13 protein-coding genes and 1 other annotated feature are annotated in these 15,391 nt (G+C 59.1%); of the genes, 8 read left to right on the forward strand and 5 right to left on the reverse strand.

Translation table 11 applies throughout. From position 1 onward, the window contains the following. Nucleotide 1: 1 nt before the first annotated feature. Nucleotides 2-325 carry a hypothetical protein gene (locus BSQ44_RS24500; protein ID WP_072607635.1) on the reverse strand — a complete coding sequence of 108 codons (324 nt, stop codon included), beginning with the start codon at nucleotides 323-325 and terminating at the stop codon, nucleotides 2-4. 585 nt (nucleotides 326-910) lie between these two features. Here BSQ44_RS24500 and BSQ44_RS27090 point away from each other — a divergent pair. From BSQ44_RS27090 to BSQ44_RS27935, 3 genes are read left to right on the forward strand one after another with little or no spacing between them, the layout of a single operon-like run. After that, nucleotides 911-1,261, forward strand: a complete 351-nt coding sequence (locus BSQ44_RS27090; protein ID WP_072607637.1) for a transposase — start codon at nucleotides 911-913, stop codon at nucleotides 1,259-1,261. Then, nucleotides 1,234-1,920, forward strand: coding sequence for an IS3 family transposase (locus tag BSQ44_RS24515; RefSeq protein WP_235633446.1), 687 nt, complete (start codon nucleotides 1,234-1,236; stop codon nucleotides 1,918-1,920). Before BSQ44_RS27090 ends, BSQ44_RS24515 begins: the two co-directional genes overlap by 28 nt. Next, complete coding sequence (locus tag BSQ44_RS27935) at nucleotides 1,865-2,062, forward strand: IS3 family transposase (protein WP_114580026.1); 198 nt, start codon at nucleotides 1,865-1,867, stop codon at nucleotides 2,060-2,062. The genes BSQ44_RS24515 and BSQ44_RS27935 overlap by 56 nt, the downstream gene beginning before the upstream one ends. Before the next feature lie 13 nt (nucleotides 2,063-2,075). On the opposite strand, the gene BSQ44_RS24520 is transcribed toward BSQ44_RS27935, so the two are convergent. Both BSQ44_RS24520 and BSQ44_RS24525 read right to left on the reverse strand, forming a co-directional pair. Further along, nucleotides 2,076-3,731, reverse strand: coding sequence for a PAS domain-containing hybrid sensor histidine kinase/response regulator (locus BSQ44_RS24520; RefSeq protein ID WP_235633304.1), 1,656 nt, complete (start codon nucleotides 3,729-3,731; stop codon nucleotides 2,076-2,078). After that, a complete protein-coding gene (locus BSQ44_RS24525) occupies nucleotides 3,728-4,534 on the reverse strand; it encodes an alpha/beta fold hydrolase (protein ID WP_072607638.1) in 807 nt (268 codons plus the stop codon). The genes BSQ44_RS24520 and BSQ44_RS24525 overlap by 4 nt, the downstream gene beginning before the upstream one ends. A 427-nt stretch (nucleotides 4,535-4,961) precedes the next feature. On the opposite strand from BSQ44_RS24525, the gene BSQ44_RS24535 reads away from it, so the two are divergent. Further along, nucleotides 4,962-6,190, forward strand: a protein-coding gene (locus BSQ44_RS24535; protein ID WP_114579930.1) for an IS3 family transposase whose coding sequence is annotated in 2 segments (ribosomal slippage) — nucleotides 4,962-5,250 and nucleotides 5,250-6,190 — 1,230 coding nt in all. Because the reading frame shifts where the segments join, the coding sequence is not laid out codon by codon here. Next, nucleotides 5,243-5,359, forward strand: a sequence feature (AL1L pseudoknot). It overlaps the preceding gene by 117 nt. A gap of 36 nt (nucleotides 6,191-6,226) precedes the next feature. On the opposite strand, the gene BSQ44_RS24540 is transcribed toward BSQ44_RS24535, so the two are convergent. Beyond that, entirely contained in the window at nucleotides 6,227-8,458 is a 2,232-nt protein-coding gene (locus BSQ44_RS24540) for an HWE histidine kinase domain-containing protein (RefSeq protein ID WP_162276752.1), read from the reverse strand. A 172-nt stretch (nucleotides 8,459-8,630) separates the two neighbouring features. On the opposite strand from BSQ44_RS24540, the gene BSQ44_RS26675 reads away from it, so the two are divergent. The 4 genes from BSQ44_RS26675 (at nucleotide 8,631) to BSQ44_RS26435 (ending at nucleotide 12,813) form a co-directional block, all read left to right on the forward strand. Next, a complete protein-coding gene (locus BSQ44_RS26675) occupies nucleotides 8,631-10,037 on the forward strand; it encodes a sensor histidine kinase (protein ID WP_072607640.1) in 1,407 nt (468 codons plus the stop codon). Between the two features lie 555 nt (nucleotides 10,038-10,592). Continuing rightward, a complete protein-coding gene (locus BSQ44_RS27940) occupies nucleotides 10,593-10,835 on the forward strand; it encodes a DUF982 domain-containing protein (RefSeq protein WP_072607641.1) in 243 nt (80 codons plus the stop codon). 512 nt (nucleotides 10,836-11,347) lie between these two features. After that, the gene (locus tag BSQ44_RS24555) at nucleotides 11,348-12,283 is read left to right on the forward strand and encodes a GGDEF domain-containing protein (RefSeq protein ID WP_235633305.1); all 936 of its coding nucleotides are present in this window, start codon (nucleotides 11,348-11,350) and stop codon (nucleotides 12,281-12,283) included. A 197-nt stretch (nucleotides 12,284-12,480) separates the two neighbouring features. Continuing rightward, complete coding sequence (locus BSQ44_RS26435) at nucleotides 12,481-12,813, forward strand: transposase (protein ID WP_210187903.1); 333 nt, start codon at nucleotides 12,481-12,483, stop codon at nucleotides 12,811-12,813. Nucleotides 12,814-12,860: 47 nt separating this feature from the next. On the opposite strand, the gene BSQ44_RS24565 is transcribed toward BSQ44_RS26435, so the two are convergent. Beyond that, nucleotides 12,861-15,236, reverse strand: a complete 2,376-nt coding sequence (locus BSQ44_RS24565) for a hybrid sensor histidine kinase/response regulator (protein WP_072607643.1) — start codon at nucleotides 15,234-15,236, stop codon at nucleotides 12,861-12,863. Nucleotides 15,237-15,391: the final 155 nt, after the last annotated feature.

The raw sequence follows: 15,391 nt of genomic DNA on the forward strand, positions 1-15,391 counted from the left end.
TTCATCGAAACGCCTGCTCTGCCGTCCTTGTGGCCGAAACCTGCCAGTCGGCTTCCCACCCCTTCGCCGCCGTTTGGCGCTCGCTCGAGTGGTGGCCGCTTTCCGGTTCGGCACTCGCTGGCTTGATCTCCGTACAGGACGGAAACTGTCCTTCTCGATAGACGAAAGTACCAGCGCGCTGCACCTGAACGTCCTCCTCATAGAAGGGCGGGCAGATCATGTGGCCGTTCTCAGTAAGGTTCGATTTCGCAGCCTCGGAGTGTTCTGCCTCCACTTCCCAGATTTCGGTGATGATGGTGCGATAGACGGCGATGAATTTGGGCATGGCGTTCTCCTATTCTGTTGGCTCTCGCGAGCGGGGAGAAGCCAAATGGACGGCATCGAGCAGCCGGTCATGATGCAACTGGCCGGCGCAGCCGGGTGGTGCGGGCGGCATCTCGACGGGCTGCGGCCCTCCATCATGATGACCGCGCGTCCGGAAGGTGCGCGAGGGACTGGCCTGCACCGATCTGTATGGCTTCCTAACGACGGAGCCGAGTGCCGTGGTCGCGCCGGTCCAACAGAAGGCGATGTCGGTGATCCTTACCGAGCTCGCAGAAATCGATGCGTGGATGACCGCGCCCTGGGGAGAGGCAAAGGCATTGCAACGTCCGCTGCCAGCGAGCGGCTGATGGTCGTGACTAAGCCGGAGACTCTCTCGTGACAGCGATGATCACGCTGTCGTTTTCGCTAAACGTCGCGGTTCTCGTGCCGGTCTGCATCGGACTGTTCCAGAATGCCGACTGGACACTCTTAGCTTACGGGTTAGCTTCACCCGCGCGAGGCATCCTCTTTGGAGTGCGCCCTGCGGGTGGACAGATTGGTGGAAAGGCATTCACCGGTTTGCCAGGGTTTCGAAGGATGGAAGCCCATGGTTCGACATCGCACACACAGCATCGAGTTCACGCGTCAGGTCGTGCAGAAGTATCTCGCCGGCGAGACGCTCCATGGCCTCGGCAAGCGACATGAGCTGCTCCGCAATCTGATCCGCATCTGGATCCAGAAGTTCGAGGCCGGAGCGTTCGATGACGAAGTCACTGCAGCCGACACGATCCAAACATACGAGGCCAGGATCGCCGCCCTGGAGCGACTTGTGGGGAAGCGGGCTCTGGAGATCGAGTTTCTAAAGGGGGCGCTGAAGCACGGACCGCAGCCGAGAAACGCGACTACATCCGTGATCACCGGCCCCGGGGCATCTATGTCGCGGAAGGATGTCGTCTGATAGGAAGCGCGCGCTCGACCTTCTACGACCGGCCGGCCGTGAGCTTCGACGACACCTCCCTCGTCGAACGGATGGTGGCGATCTCCGACACTTTCGAGGCCTATGGCTATCGCCGCATACAGGCGGCTCTGCGTCAGCAGGGTATGGTCGTCAACCATAAGAAACTGCGACGCCTGATGCGCGAGCATGACCTTCAGCCTCGCCGCCGAAGGCGCTATGTCGCCACCACCGATGGCGATCACGACTTGCCGCTCTTCCCGAAGCTGGCGAATGAGATCGTATCCGACGGCCCAGATCAGCTTTGGGTCGCGGACATCACCTATGTGGCGATCCAGGCCGGCTTCGCCTATGTCGCGGTCATCCTCGACACCGGGTCGCGCAAGGTGGTGGGCTATGCGATCGCCCGGTCGGTCGACGTGCGGCGGACGCTGGCAGCGCTGCAGTCAGCCATTGAGAAGCGGAAACCGCCTCCAGGCTGCATTCATCAAACGGACAGGGGATCGCAATACTCGGCCGGGCGCTACCGACAGGTTCTGGCGCAACACGGCTTCGTCGGATCGATGGAGTGCCGGCCCCTACGACAATGCAAAGGCGGTGAGCTTCATGAATACGCTGAAGGTCGAGGCGGTCTACCCGATGTCCTACGAGAGCTTCGCTGACGTCGCCGCCGACCTTCCGCGCTTCATTGACCAGATCTACAATGAGCGCCGATTACACTCGGCGCTCGGATATCTGAGCCCGCAGCAGTTCGAAGATCAACACACCCTGTCAAAACCTCCGCCTGATCCTGTCCATCCGTAGGGGCGCACTCCAATTAGTCCAAAACCTCCCGAATTTTTGCCGCCATCTCTTCCATTGTGGACGGCTTCGGCAGGAAGGCGACGTCTGCGTCCAGTATTCCGTTGTGTACGATGGCGTTGCGCGTGTAGCCGGTAGTGTACAGTATCTTCAGTCCGGGCTGTGCTTCCTGCGCTTTTTTTGCCAACTGGCGCCCATTCATGTCCGGCATCACAACATCGGTGAATAGGAGGTGGACTCGGGGATGGTTTCGCAGGACCTCCAAAGCATCCGCGCCGTTGCTCGCCGTGAGAACCGAATAGCCAAGTTCCAGCAGTGTCTGCCTCGTTAGGTCAAGAACACGAAGGTCATCTTCCACCAGCAGAACAGTTTCGCCTCGGGATGAAACAATAGCATCTCGTCGAGTCGCGCGCTCCGGAACGTCGGCCTCTCCGTAAAGGCGGGGCAGGTAGATCTTCACGGTGGTTCCGTGCCCGAGCTCGGAATAGATCTTGATGTGACCGTCTGATTGCTTCACGAACCCAAAGACTTGGCTCAGGCCCAGTCCGGTCCCTTTGCCGACCCCCTTCGTCGTGAAGAACGGCTCGAATGCTTTCGCGAGTATGTCCGATGACATGCCTGCACCTGTATCGGTAACCGCCACCATTACGTATTGGCCAGGCGATACCGCATGTTGGGCAGCATAGGTGTCATCGAGGTGGCAGTTGGCGGTCTCGATCGTAAGCCGCCCCCCGTCCGGCATGGCATCACGAGCATTGACGGCGAGGTTGATGATCGCGTTCTCGAGCTGGTTAGCATCCGCCTTGGTCCTCCAAAGTCCGCCGGCCAACACAGTCTCCAGCTGGATCGTTTCTCCCAGAGTGCGACGGAGGATCTCCGACATCTCCGACACCATGCGATTGGCGTTCAGTGGCTGAGGCGATAGCGGCTGCTGACGCGAGAACGCCAGCAAACGCTGCGTCAGTTTAGAGGCGCGATTGGCCGCATCTCGTGCAGCGTCCACATAAGACTGAACGTCCGTCTCGCCCCTGGACAGGCGCTTCTCGAGAAGGTTCAATCCCGATAACACGACGGCCAGCATGTTGTTGAAGTCATGGGCAATGCCGCCGGTCAGCTGACCTACTGCCTCCATCTTCTGCGCTTGGCGTAGCGCGCTTTCGGCCGCCATCCGCTCCTCGACTGCCTCGGCAACACGGGTTGCCAACGTGCGGTTCAGTTCTTGAAGCTCAAGACTGGCTTGCTCTGCAGTTCTCCGAGCTTGAAGCAGTTCGGCTTCGTACTTGCGTCGGTCCGTTGCATTGAAAACCGTGATACGAATGAAGCGCACGCCACCAGCGTCATCGCGACGCTCGACCGCATTCACCAGAACAGGAAACGACCTCCCGTCGCCTTTGACCAAGTCGAGAGCCACCTCCTGGAAGAAGCCTTGCATCCGCAGCAAAGGCGCGAAGTGGGTTTCGTAGTAGATACGGCCGGCTATGTTCAGAAGGTCCTGGAACCTGCGATGTGACAGTTCCTCACGAGGGACGGCCATCCAGTCGGCAAAGGTCTGGTTCACTCGCGATATGCGGCCATCCGGAAGCGCAGAGACGTACCCGCACGGTGCGTTGTCGAAGAGATCCAGCAGCTCCGACGTGTCGAGAGTCAGATGCTCCTGTGAATTATCGCTCAACTGCTCCGCCCGTTGTTCAGGAATCCCTTCATTGCGGAAACCGTCTCCTCCGGAGCGCTCAGATTGGGACAGTGGCCCGAGGCCTTCATCACAACCAGTTCGCTGCCAGGGATGTGCTTGTGGACGAACTCGCCTACCGCCCGGGGAGCTATCACATCCTCCGAGCACTGCAGGATCAACGTCCGAACGTTCACATTCGCGAGGTCCTCTCGATTGTCCGACAGGAATGTCGCGCGTGCGAACTGCTTGGCGATTTCCGGGTCTGTGCGGCAGAAGCTGTTGGTGAGTTCCTCGCCGAGTTCCGGCCGATCGGAGTTGCCCATGATCACGGGCGCCATTGCCTGTGACCACCCCATATGATTGCTGTCCAGGAAATCCAGCAACTCGTGTATCTGGTTCTCGCTGAAGCCCCCCACGTAGTCACCGTCATCGATGTAGCGCGGCGAGGGACCGACCATGATGAGCGTATCGAATAGTTCAGGTGCTCTCTTAGCAGCGAGCGCTCCGATCATGGCGCTGACCGAGTGGCCGACGAATACGCCATCCTGAATGCCGAGCTCCCGGCACAATGATACTACGTCATCTGCGTAGCCATCGAGCGAAGTGTGCTTCGTAGGATCGTAGGAAGCCAGATCAGAACCGCCGGACCCGAGATGATCGAAGAGAACGATGCGATAGGCGTCCTCGAACGCTGGCGCCACGAAGCGCCACATGTTCTGATCGCAACCAAATCCGTGAGCGAACACCATAGGTGTCGTCCCTCTTCCGCTCGGGTTTACATTGTGGCGGCGCGCTGCGTCCATTCTTCCCTCCCATGATGCCGTTCATCCCCATCCACATCAGTTGGCGAGGCGATCTAGTGACGATAGAAACTTGTTCTCGCGTTCTTGTCGGCGCTCGTCGTGAGACGAGAGGTTTGTGGATCCCAATTCAGGGTGATCCTGCATTCGAACCCATCGGGACCTGCAATTCGATGGATCGCCCCTTCGCACTCGAGTCTAATATTCAGATCGATCAGGACGCCTGCAAAGCGGTCCTCAATCCATTCTGTAGAGGAAGCTTTTGTCTCGGTCCATTTGAGCTCCAACTTCTGAGGCTCCTGTGGATCTGGCTTCCATTCCACCTGTATGCTGCTCGCCTCGGCTGACTGGCTACGCCACTTGGCACCAGCGGAAAGTGAACCGCCCCGGGTTTGCCGGAGGCTCCAACTCCTGAGAAGGTGGAGCCATCATGAGCAAGACGACGAACAAGTTTTCCCCGGAAGTACGCCAGCGAGCCGTGCGGCTGGTGCTGGATCACGAGCATGAACACCCCTCCCGCTGGGCGGCGATCATGTCGATCTCGGGCAAGATCGGCTGCACGGGCCAGACGCTGAACGAGTGGGTGAAGAAGGCCGAGGTGGATGCCGGCAAGCGGGCCGGTGTGCCGGCGGACATGGCGGCCAAGCTGAAGGCCCTGGAACGGGAGAACCGAGAACTTCGGCAGGCCAACGAGATCCTGCGCAAGGCGTCGGCGTATTTTGCCCAGGCGGAGCTCGACCGCCCATTCAAACGATGATCGCGTTCATCGACGATCACCGCGAGGCGTATGGGGTCGAGCCGATCTGCAAGGTGCTGCCGATCGCCCCGTCGACCTACCACCACCATGTCGCCAAGCGCGCCAATCCCGAGAAGCTGTCGGCGCGGGCGAAGCGGGACCTGGAGCTCAAGCCCGAGATCGAGCGCGTCTTCACCGAGAACTTCGAGGTGTATGGTGCGCGCAAGGTCTGGCGTCAGATGCTGCGCGAAGGCTTCGGCGTTGCGCGCTGCACAGTCGAGCGGCTAATGGCCGACGTGGGCCTACACGGCGTCATCCGCGGCAAGCCGATCCGCACCACGGTCCAGGACAAGGCCGCGCCATGTCCACGCGACCATGTGAACCGGGTCTTCCATGCCCCGGCGCCGAACAGGCTCTGGCTCTCGGACTTCACCTACGTCAGCACCTGGTCGGGCTTCGTCTACGTGGCCTTCGTGATCGACGCCTATGCGCGTCGCATCGTCGGCTGGCGGGTGAGCCGGACGGCGCATGCGAGCTTCGTTCTCGATGCTCTTGAACAGGCCCTGCACGAGCGGCGGCCCATTCATCGCGGTGGCCTGGTGCATCATTCGGACAGGGGATCTCAATATGTCAGCATCCGCTACACAGAGCGTTTGGCCGAGGCGGGCATCGAGCCTTCCGTCGGAAGTATCGGCGACTCCTACGACAACGCTCTCGCCGAAACCATCAACGGCCTCTACAAGGCCGAGGTGATCCATCGGCGCGGACCCTGGCGCTCCTTCGAGGCCGTCGAGTTCGCAACGCTGAACTGGGTCGACTGGTTCAACAATCGCCGGCTGCTGGAGCCCATCGGCAACATCCCGCCGGCCGAAGCCGAGGCACGCTACTACGCCATGCTGGAAGAACCGGCCATGGCAGCGTGACTCAAACCAAATGGCCTCCGGCAAACCCGGGGCGGTTCAAAGTTCATGGAACACGAGGCTAAGGGCAATTGCTTGCCTTGGAGGGACTGCAACATTTGGCCCGTGGATTTGGATATGCTTATCGTCGCCCGGTAGTTGTTTCTCAAGAGCTTTGGAAATGATGAGACCCAACGGTGCGGCTTTCCATTCGGCTTCCGAAAGCAACGTGTGGCCATCTGCGATCGCGATGAGCCGGCGGCGGAAGGCGGTGATGAACTCCTCACGGTCACGGCTCACTCTAGCCGTTTGATCAGCAATGGATACCACGACTGCAAGTGTGTTCTTGACCCGGTGATTGAGCTCCGAGAGCAGCAGACGTTGATGCTCCTCGGAGCGTCGCCGATGATCGAGCTCCACCTTGGCTTGCTGGAACATGCGCGCGTTGTCCATTGCAACGGCTGTCTGTGCCGCAATGCTTTCGACAGCCTGAGCCGCAGACTCATCGAAAATCCCCTGCTCGGGATGACCGAAGAACAGCCCACCTACAACCTCGCCAGAGCGGGATGTTACCGGGACCGCTAAGTATGATCGTACTGGAAGATGACCAGGCGGCATGCCAAAATGAGGGTCGTTCTGCCCATAGCGGACATCCGACGTGATGTCATCCGAAAGCATGGTTCCTTCGCCGCGAAGCGTTGGACCAAACACCTGCGTGTGACGAGGCATCGGGAAATTTGCGAATGCCTTTCGGTCTGCCCCAGATAGAGTGAACAGTTCGTAGGTCTCTTCCCCAGGTCCTGGATTCCTGAAGAACGCTCCGAAGCCCGCTCCAATGAGACGAGTGGTAGCGTCTGTCACAGACTGCATCACCTTCTGAACGTCCAGTTCCGCGGCAAGTTGGAGGTTGATGGCGTGAACAGTCTGGAGTGCGCTTGTCCGTCGTTCGAGCGCCTCAGCGGTGGCCTTGAGTTCCGAGACATCAAGAAGGGCACCATCCCATACCACGCTACCATCCGAGCGGCGGTGGGGTCGGGCTAAGCTACGAATCCACGAAAGGGTCCCATCCTCTCCGACGATTGGCCCCTCAAATTCGAACAAGTCTAAGGTCGAGGCGCTTTTGCGGATTTCCTCAGTAAAGCGGGTGCGCGCTTCTGACGTCGCAAAGATCTGTGACACCTGCTCCACCGTCATCTTCTCGCGCATGAGATCGTTCAGTCTTGCGGAAAAGGGCGTGTCACTGCTGGAACTGATGAAGGGGAATGTCACAGTCCCATCCGGATGAAGTACGCGACGGTAGAGAACTCCCGGAAACTGCGCAGTTATGTCCTGCAGTCTCGCCTCCGCCTGCCGCTCACCCTCAGCTTTCAGGCTGCGTCGCTCGGCCTCCCGTTCGTTCCTGATTTTCTGCATCACCAGCCATGCAAGCAGTGCTGCGACTCCAGCGGCAGAGGCCGCGCCTGCCGCTAGCCACCACCTGGATTGATTGATGATCTGCCGTGCTACTCCGGCTGGCGCCCCGACGGCTGCGCTCCAGCCGGTAATCGAGGACCTGCCGATGGCTGTATAGACAGGTTCACCTTCCTGATTATAGGAGTAGAAGAGATCCTCGGGCGTCGAGTCTATCATGTCGATCAGCGATGGTGTGGCTCTTCTTCCGACATATCGTTCGACTGCCCTTGAGCGGCCTGCAATCCTATGTCCAGGCCCAAGTAGCGCCGCGATCCATCCTTCCGGCAAGTCTAGTGTCTGAAGCGCTTTGGAAAACGGGTCAAGGGAAATGATCGCGGTCAAGGACATGCTCTGATTCGAGGCTTCTTGGCGAATGAGCAGGAATGAAAACCCAGCTTCGTCCCCGGCGACCACAGCCGGCAAAGTGCCAGACTCGAAAGCTTCTGGCTCACCACGGAGGATGGCCCTGGCGCTATCAGGTAAGCCGGGACGCATCAGCGACGAAATCGCTCGTCCATTTTTGTCATGCAGACGAATGGTAAGCCATGGCCCCTCACTCAGAAGCCGGTCTGCCTGCGATTGGAATGCTTCTGGGAACAGAGCAAGATCGGAAAGGATCTCGATCTTCAGCAAATAGTCAGACAGAATTCGATCACCCAGACCGACCGATGCATCAGCTATCGCAATCAGGTCGGCTTCGAGCTGTTGCTCCTTTCCGCCGGAGAGCTGGGCCGTCAAAAGGATGGCAAACACCATGACGGGCAGAATCGCTACCGCAGGGAGAAGTACCAGCCACCATCCCGGAGCCCGCCACGGATCTCCGCCGCCCTTGCCCACCATTCGACCACCTCTTACCCCAACCGGCTTCAACGCGGGGAGCTCTCCGAGGTTCCATGTCTTCGATAAGGCATTGATGATCAATGAATCGAGAGAGAGAGCGCATATGATCCCAAGGGAGCACATTGCTTTCCTCCGCAGTTGCGAGATAGTTCCGCAATCAGGGAGGAACCTCGTGAAGATCCAAGGATTGCCCGACAACGGAGCTGTCGATCGAGAACTCCATCATAAGTTCGCGGTTGCGATACGGGCCGCCCAGCTCGGCATTTGGGAGTGGGACCTCCGGACAGATGAGTTTTCCTATTCTGACCGAGCCAAGGAGATTTTCGGCTTCCACACCGATGAGGTTGTCACACGGCAGCGGATCATTGAGGTCCTGCATCCCGACGACCACCGAGTTGCAAGAGAACAGGCCGCCAGCAGCCTGGATCCTTCGCTCAAGCAGCGCACGCCCTATCGCTACCGCATCTTCCGCGCAGGTAGTCGCGAGCTGCGCTGGATTCACGCTTTCGGTGAACCCATCTTCGAGGTGCTGGAAGGCAAACATGTGGCGGTCCGCTTCATCGGTACACTGCAAGATATTACCGACGAGGTCCAAGCGCACGAGCGGCTTGCCGATCAGGAGGCCCGTTTGCGACTCGCAATCGAAGCTAGCGGCATTGCCATCTGGGAGGTGAATCTCGCCGATCAGACGATTACTCATTCGCCAGAACTGAACAGATTATGTGGCTTTCCACCGGATGCACGGCCTACTCTAGAGGAATTCCGGTCTAGATACGCTCCCGGAGAAAGAGAGCGCATGGAGCAATTGGGTGCAGAAGCGCGCCTGCGCGGTGAAACCAAACTGGATACCGAAATCCATCATTTATGGCCCGACGGAACGGAAAAGTGGTTGTCGCTGAAGGCGCAAATTCCACCTGGGGAAAGCGGCTACGGCGGACGCGTTATCGGTGTTCTGATGGATATCACGGAGCAGAAAAGGCAAGAGGAGTACCAAAAGCTCCTTCTCACGGAACTCAACCATCGTATCAAAAACTCGTTCGCCGTAACCCAATCCGTGATCAACCAGACGCTGCGGGGAACGGATGTTCCGAGCGAGACACGTGCGAAGCTTTCCGCAAGGCTGCAGGCCATGGCAGACGCACATGAGATCATGACTGGCGGCGCTTGGGAAAGCGCGGCCCTGATGACGGTACTGAACCGATCACTAGAAACCTTCGGCGAATGCGGGAGTGGCCGGATCATTGTGCAAGCGGAAGACATCGAGCTCTCCCCGCGGGCGACTTTGTCTTTCTCGCTTGTATTGCACGAGCTCCTTACAAATGCGGTGAAATACGGCTCACTATCGAATTCGACGGGAACGATTCATGTAAAAATCAGTCACGAAAGCTTAAATCTCCTCCGGTTTACGTGGATCGAGAAGGGCGGGCCACGTACCGCTGGTACAGCTCATGAAGGATTTGGCACACGTCTTATTGAACGCGTTTTCGGTTCCGAGTTCGAAGCCACTATCCGGCGGACACTTGACCCCGAAGGACTCTCTTTCATAATGGAAGTACCTTTATCACGGCTCCAACCATAGACAATGCGCCACTGGTCTTAGCAAGCCACTCACCATCCTCTCGGCTGCCTGTCATGGCCTTAGGTTGATTTCCACCACCTCCCGGCTGGCGGAAGATTATCTTGAGGACCAAACCACGGGCCCCTACCGGCCTGCGAAGAAGAAAGACAAGAGGAGCCTGTTCGTTCCTGCCTTTGCCATTGACGAGCCAGACAGTGGATACGCCAACAGCTGCATCGCATCCTCCTCCGGCGAGGTCGTCTTGCCATGGTCTTCTCCTCGCTCGCAGCATCATGCTGCCGTTGCGCGGAAAAGCCACTTATCCCGGCTGTTCAGATTTCCCGAGCCACCTCTGAGCCCGACCTGGTGCTGAAGGATTGCGCCACAAGCGCTGCTCACTTCTTTGACGCTCCGTCTCGAAGTCAACTCGACGACGTCTTCGAGGAAATTGGCAAGCGAGCCGTGGAGCTCAGGCTTTCGAGTTGAAGGCGTCACGGCCGAACGATCGGCGAGCCGATTCACATTATGGGAGCTAGACTATCGCTCGAAGGGCAGCACTCCGCTACATTTCGCACAATGGAGACTGGTAGGTTCGATTTTCCGGTAACGATCGCGATCGACGGTGTTGGCATTAAGAGCATCAGCAGCGCGAGAGAGGCCGCCGTGGTTCTCGAGGAACAATGGCCGGCGGCACGCGGGCGAAAGCATGAAATCGCGCTGAAGGCATGCCAGAACGTAACCAAAGGCTATGTCGCGCCCGCACTATGTCGACGCGCGTTTGAAGCGGCTGCTCGGGATGCAGGCATCTTGCTGGAATAGAAAACCCGGCCGCTTGCGCGACCGGATTTTCAAAGACACATCATGGGGCTCTAGATGTGGCCCGCCGGCTTCTGAGCGCTTTTGGCAGGGATACAGCAACCGTCTGATTGCAAACGAAGGCGCAGAATAGGCAGGGTGGTCGGCGGATGGCCCTCGCGAGTGATCGAGGTCGGGCCGACCTCACCGAGATGGTATCTCGAGCTTTGGAATGGAGTCGATTGGGACCGACTTGCCGGCCCTGAACTCTACCGCTCCGATCAAATTGCCATCCCCCTGCCCACACTTCCTTTACCCGCGAGATCTAATCATTGATGGGTCATTTTGCGGCCCACCAAAGTCGCGCATACGCAAGGAAGGGAGCAGGGGTTCGATTGTTCGGAGCATTGTTCCAGGGTCTTGGGATAGTCACCCTCACCGTCTTGGCCTACGAAGGGACGTTGCGTATCTGCCCTACCGAGCGCTGCAGGCGGATGGCTGCGGCAGTGGTGTTATCGGCGGGGATATCCATCTCCATGTTCCTGCCACTGACATTGGCGCCAGGCCTTGTCTTCGATCTCCGGCATGTGTTTCTGGTACTGGCTGCGACCTACGGAGGGAGCCTCGCAGCAATTACCACAGCGACATGCGCCATCGCCATACGCTACTGGACGGGCGGCATAGGGATGGAGGCCGGCGTAGCAGGAATCCTGATCTCGGCGTGCCTCGGCTATGCAATCGCGAAGACGTTACCGCAGCGTAGAATGACGTTCGGCGGGTTGCTGATCTTGGGTGTCGCCGCTTCCGTTTCACTCACGAGCACATTCGTCCTGCCCGTCGAGATCGCGGTCGATATCCTGCAGCGCATAGGCCCGCAGATGTTCGTGGCAAATCTTGTGGGGACTCTGGCGGCGGGTTTTCTCCTGGACCGAAAGCGGGTCGGCGTTTCCTATGAAAATCGCCTGAAAGACTATGCTCGGACTGATCCGCTCACAGGCCTTCTAAACCGCAGGGCGCTCGATCACATCGGATCCCGTATCGAGAGGGAATGTAGGGAGCGAAACGCATCCTGTAGTTTCCTGCTCCTCGACGTCGATCACTTCAAGACCGTAAATGACACGTTCGGTCACGCCGCGGGCGATGAAGTTCTGAGAACGATTGCCTCCCTCATCCTGGAGGAGGCTCGATCCCCGGATATAGTATTCCGGTACGGCGGCGAAGAAGTCGCGATCGTCATGCCAGACACGGACACCGATGTCGCCTACAGCGTTGCCGAGCGGATGAGAAGCAGGGTCGAGATGCATCCGCACGAGATGCGCGGGATCATGATAGCGGTGACGGTCAGCATCGGCGTCTACACGGCCAGCGGAGAACGCATTTCCATTAGCCAGGGCATGCATCTGGCCGACGATGCGCTCTACAGGGCAAAGAGAGCCGGCCGAAACCGTACCGAACTGGCAATTGCCGCATAAAACCGCTGTCTCATCGCAAGGTCCGCGATCCTGAGACCGGGCGTCTCCCGCTGTTCTGATTCGGCCTCGACGAAAGCTGCCTAGCTCGAATCTACGATTGAGGCGCATTCACTCTCCGGACGGCGAAACGTCCGTGAACGGGCCAAGACATTTTGGAACTTCTGGTGGGCCCGATGGGACGACATGAGGAGAGTAGTTTGACGGCCGACAACGTCGCCCGCTTCACCATGGCCGGGCCACTGATCGACGCGGCCGGTCGGGTGCGCTGCCTGATCGCCGACAAAGGCTACGACGCCAATGCGCTGCGCAAGCGCCTGCACGCCAAAGGTACCGACGCCATCATTCCCAGGCGCTCGAACCGGAAGGTGCCGATCGACTACGACGAAGTCGGCTACAAGGGACGCTGGCGCATCGAGGCCGCCTTCTGCAGGCTGAAGGACTTCCGCCGCATCGCTACCCGCTACGACAAGCTCGCCCGAAACTTCCTCTCGGCCGTCGCGCTCGCAACCCTCGTCGCATTCTGGGTCTGAATCGGTCTCAACCCGAGAGCCGGTAAAGGTCGCGGATCAACGAGGCGTTATCGCGTCGGGCCGCCAAACAGCTTCTTCACGGCAGCTGCGATTTGCGCCTCGCTGTAGGGCTTCGAAATAGCAGCCATCGTCGTCTTCCCTTCGAGCGACAGTTGCTGTCCCGAAGCAATCAGGACCCTCAGCTCCCGATCCTGCTCCTGCGCCGCGTCGGCCAATTCCTGTCCGCCACCATCCGGCAAGCCGAGATCCACCATCAGCAGATCTATGGTACCACTGCCTAAAATCGCTTTGGCTTCGGAGACGGTCATCGCCTGTTGCACCTCGTGCCCAAGGTCCTCCAGCATGTCCACAGCTGTCATCAATATGAGGGGCTCGTCCTCCACAATAAGGACGCGCAGCCTCTTGGTCTCCTCGGGGTCTGGCTTCCGCTCCGGGCCTATCACCGAACGAACCTTGAACGCGAGCTCCTCTCGAGAATAGGGTTTGCTCAGGAGTTCCACTCCTCGATCAAGCCTCCCTCCGTGGACTATCGCGTTCTGGGTGTAGCCCGATGTGAACAGAACCTTGATGCCCGGGAGCCGTTCTCGCGCCAGGCGAGCCAGGTCCGTACTGCGAAGCTTGCCCGGCATGACGACATCGGTGAAAAGGAGATCGATGCTCAAGCCGCTCTCGACCAATGTCAGTGCGCTGTCGGCATCCTTGGCCTTGACCACCTTGTAGCCGAGGTCTGACAGCATCGAGACCACTGTGTCCCGGACCTCCTCGTCATCCTCAACAACCAGGATTGTCTCGCTGCCCCCAACAGGTTCGTCAGACGATTTGCGCGGGGGAACTGTCTCAGGCTCAGTGGAGCGGGGCAGATACATACGGACCGTCGTCCCGTCGCCCGGCTCACTGTAGATGCTCACGTGGCCGCCGGACTGCTTCACGAAGCCGTACACCATGCTGAGGCCAAGCCCGGTACCCTGACCCTCGGCTTTGGTCGTGAAAAACGGCTCAAAGGCCTGGCGCCGGACATCCTCGCTCATGCCGGGCCCGTTGTCGGTCACTGCAATCATGACGTACTGGCCAGCCTCGACCTCCAGATGTTCTCTTGCGTATGAATCATCGAGTGATGCATTCCCGGCTTCAATCGTCAGCTTGCCTGTCCCTTCCATCGCGTCGCGCGAATTGATCGCCAGGTTCAGGAGAGCGTTCTCAAGCTGTGTCGCGTCGACTGCGGTGTTCCAAAGTCCACCGCCGATGACCGTCTCCAGCTCGATCGCCTCTCCCAAGGCTCGCCGCAACATGTCATCCATCGAGCGGACAAGCCTGCCGACATTCACGACCGTCGGCCGCAAAGGCTGACGGCGGCCAAACGCCAGAAGCTGCGAAGCCAGTTTCGAACCGCGGGAGACGCCAGCCAAGGCATTGCCGATCCGAGTCTGCGCGCGGTCATTCCCCGCGAGTTCCTTAGAAAGGAGCTGCAGGTTTCCACCTATTACCTGCAGGAGGTTGTTGAAGTCGTGAGCGACGCCACCGGTCAGCTTGCCTACGGCTTCCATCTTCTGAGCCTGAACGAGCTGGGACATCAGTGCCTCTCGCTCAGCGACAGCCTCTTCCACCTGCTTGGCGAGGCTTTCGTTGAAGGCTCTGGCAGTCTCCTCCGCCCTCAGCTCCTCGGTAATGTTGCGGGCTTCGATGACTGTACCGATCGGGCGGCCGCTCTCGTCCTTGATGGGACTCGCTGTGAAACCTACCGGGTAGAACGAGCCGTCCTTGTGGACGAACACCTCCCTTCCCTGAACTTGCATCTCCTGCGGAAGTGCCCGATCAATGGCGCAATCTTCAATCGGGAAGTGTCGCCCGTCGGGATGAGTGTGATGTATCACGTCATGCAGTGGGCGGCCCGTGGTTTCTGCGAGGGTGTAGCCCGTCAATGCCTCAGCTGCCTTGTTCATGTAGACGCAATGCTGCCGATCATCCATCATGAAGACCGCCATGGTCGTGTTCTCGAGAACGGCCTTGAGACGGCGCATGGTCTGCGCGAGCTTCCGCTCCGTGGCGACGCGCTCAGTCACATCTGACACGGCCGCATAGAAAAGCGCGGGCTCGCCCTGCATCAACTGAAGACGAATCCAGGCGTCGTACCGACTGCCATCCTTACGTTGATGAACTGTCTGGAAATCGATGTGGGATGTTCGGCCGCTGCGCAGCGGATGGATAAGGCGATCGAATGACCCTCGGTCGAACTCTGGCTTGATGTCCAGCGGCGTCATCTGCTCGAGTTCGGCGGCAGAGTAGCCCAGGTTTTGCCGAGCGCCTGCGTTGGTAAAGACGAACCGGAGGTCGTCCACACGGAAAATGAATACTTCGTTGGTAGAGCTTTCGACAATCCGGATCAATCGGTCTTGATCGAGGCGAGGACGATCAGACGTCGGCATGAATCGCGCTCCGAAGGGGCCGGCGGGTCAGGTGCGCAGGCGAGCATCTCCTGTAGGGCAAAGGTGCGTTTGCGACAATTACAAAAGCCAATCCGAAGGAGCCATTTGGCGCCCCGGAAGGCAGCGACCCCAACACCCACCGCGTCGCTGACGAG

The organism is Aquibium oceanicum (assembly GCF_001889605.1).
Taxonomy (GTDB): domain Bacteria; phylum Pseudomonadota; class Alphaproteobacteria; order Rhizobiales; family Rhizobiaceae; genus Aquibium; species Aquibium oceanicum.

Bases quoted from the DNA above. Each gene is read 5' to 3' on its own strand.
- BSQ44_RS24500 (WP_072607635.1), bottom strand. From the start codon at position 325: ATGCCCAAATTCATCGCCGTCTATCGCACCATCATCACCGAAATCTGG.
- BSQ44_RS27090 (WP_072607637.1), top strand. From the start codon at position 911: ATGGTTCGACATCGCACACACAGCATCGAGTTCACGCGTCAGGTCGTG.
- BSQ44_RS27935 (WP_114580026.1), top strand. From the start codon at position 1,865: ATGAATACGCTGAAGGTCGAGGCGGTCTACCCGATGTCCTACGAGAGC.
- BSQ44_RS24525 (WP_072607638.1), bottom strand. From the start codon at position 4,534: ATGGACGCAGCGCGCCGCCACAATGTAAACCCGAGCGGAAGAGGGACG.
- BSQ44_RS24540 (WP_162276752.1), bottom strand. From the start codon at position 8,458: ATGGTGGGCAAGGGCGGCGGAGATCCGTGGCGGGCTCCGGGATGGTGG.
- BSQ44_RS27940 (WP_072607641.1), top strand. From the start codon at position 10,593: ATGGAGACTGGTAGGTTCGATTTTCCGGTAACGATCGCGATCGACGGT.
- BSQ44_RS24555 (WP_235633305.1), top strand. From the start codon at position 11,348: ATGTTCCTGCCACTGACATTGGCGCCAGGCCTTGTCTTCGATCTCCGG.
- BSQ44_RS24565 (WP_072607643.1), bottom strand. From the start codon at position 15,236: ATGCCGACGTCTGATCGTCCTCGCCTCGATCAAGACCGATTGATCCGG.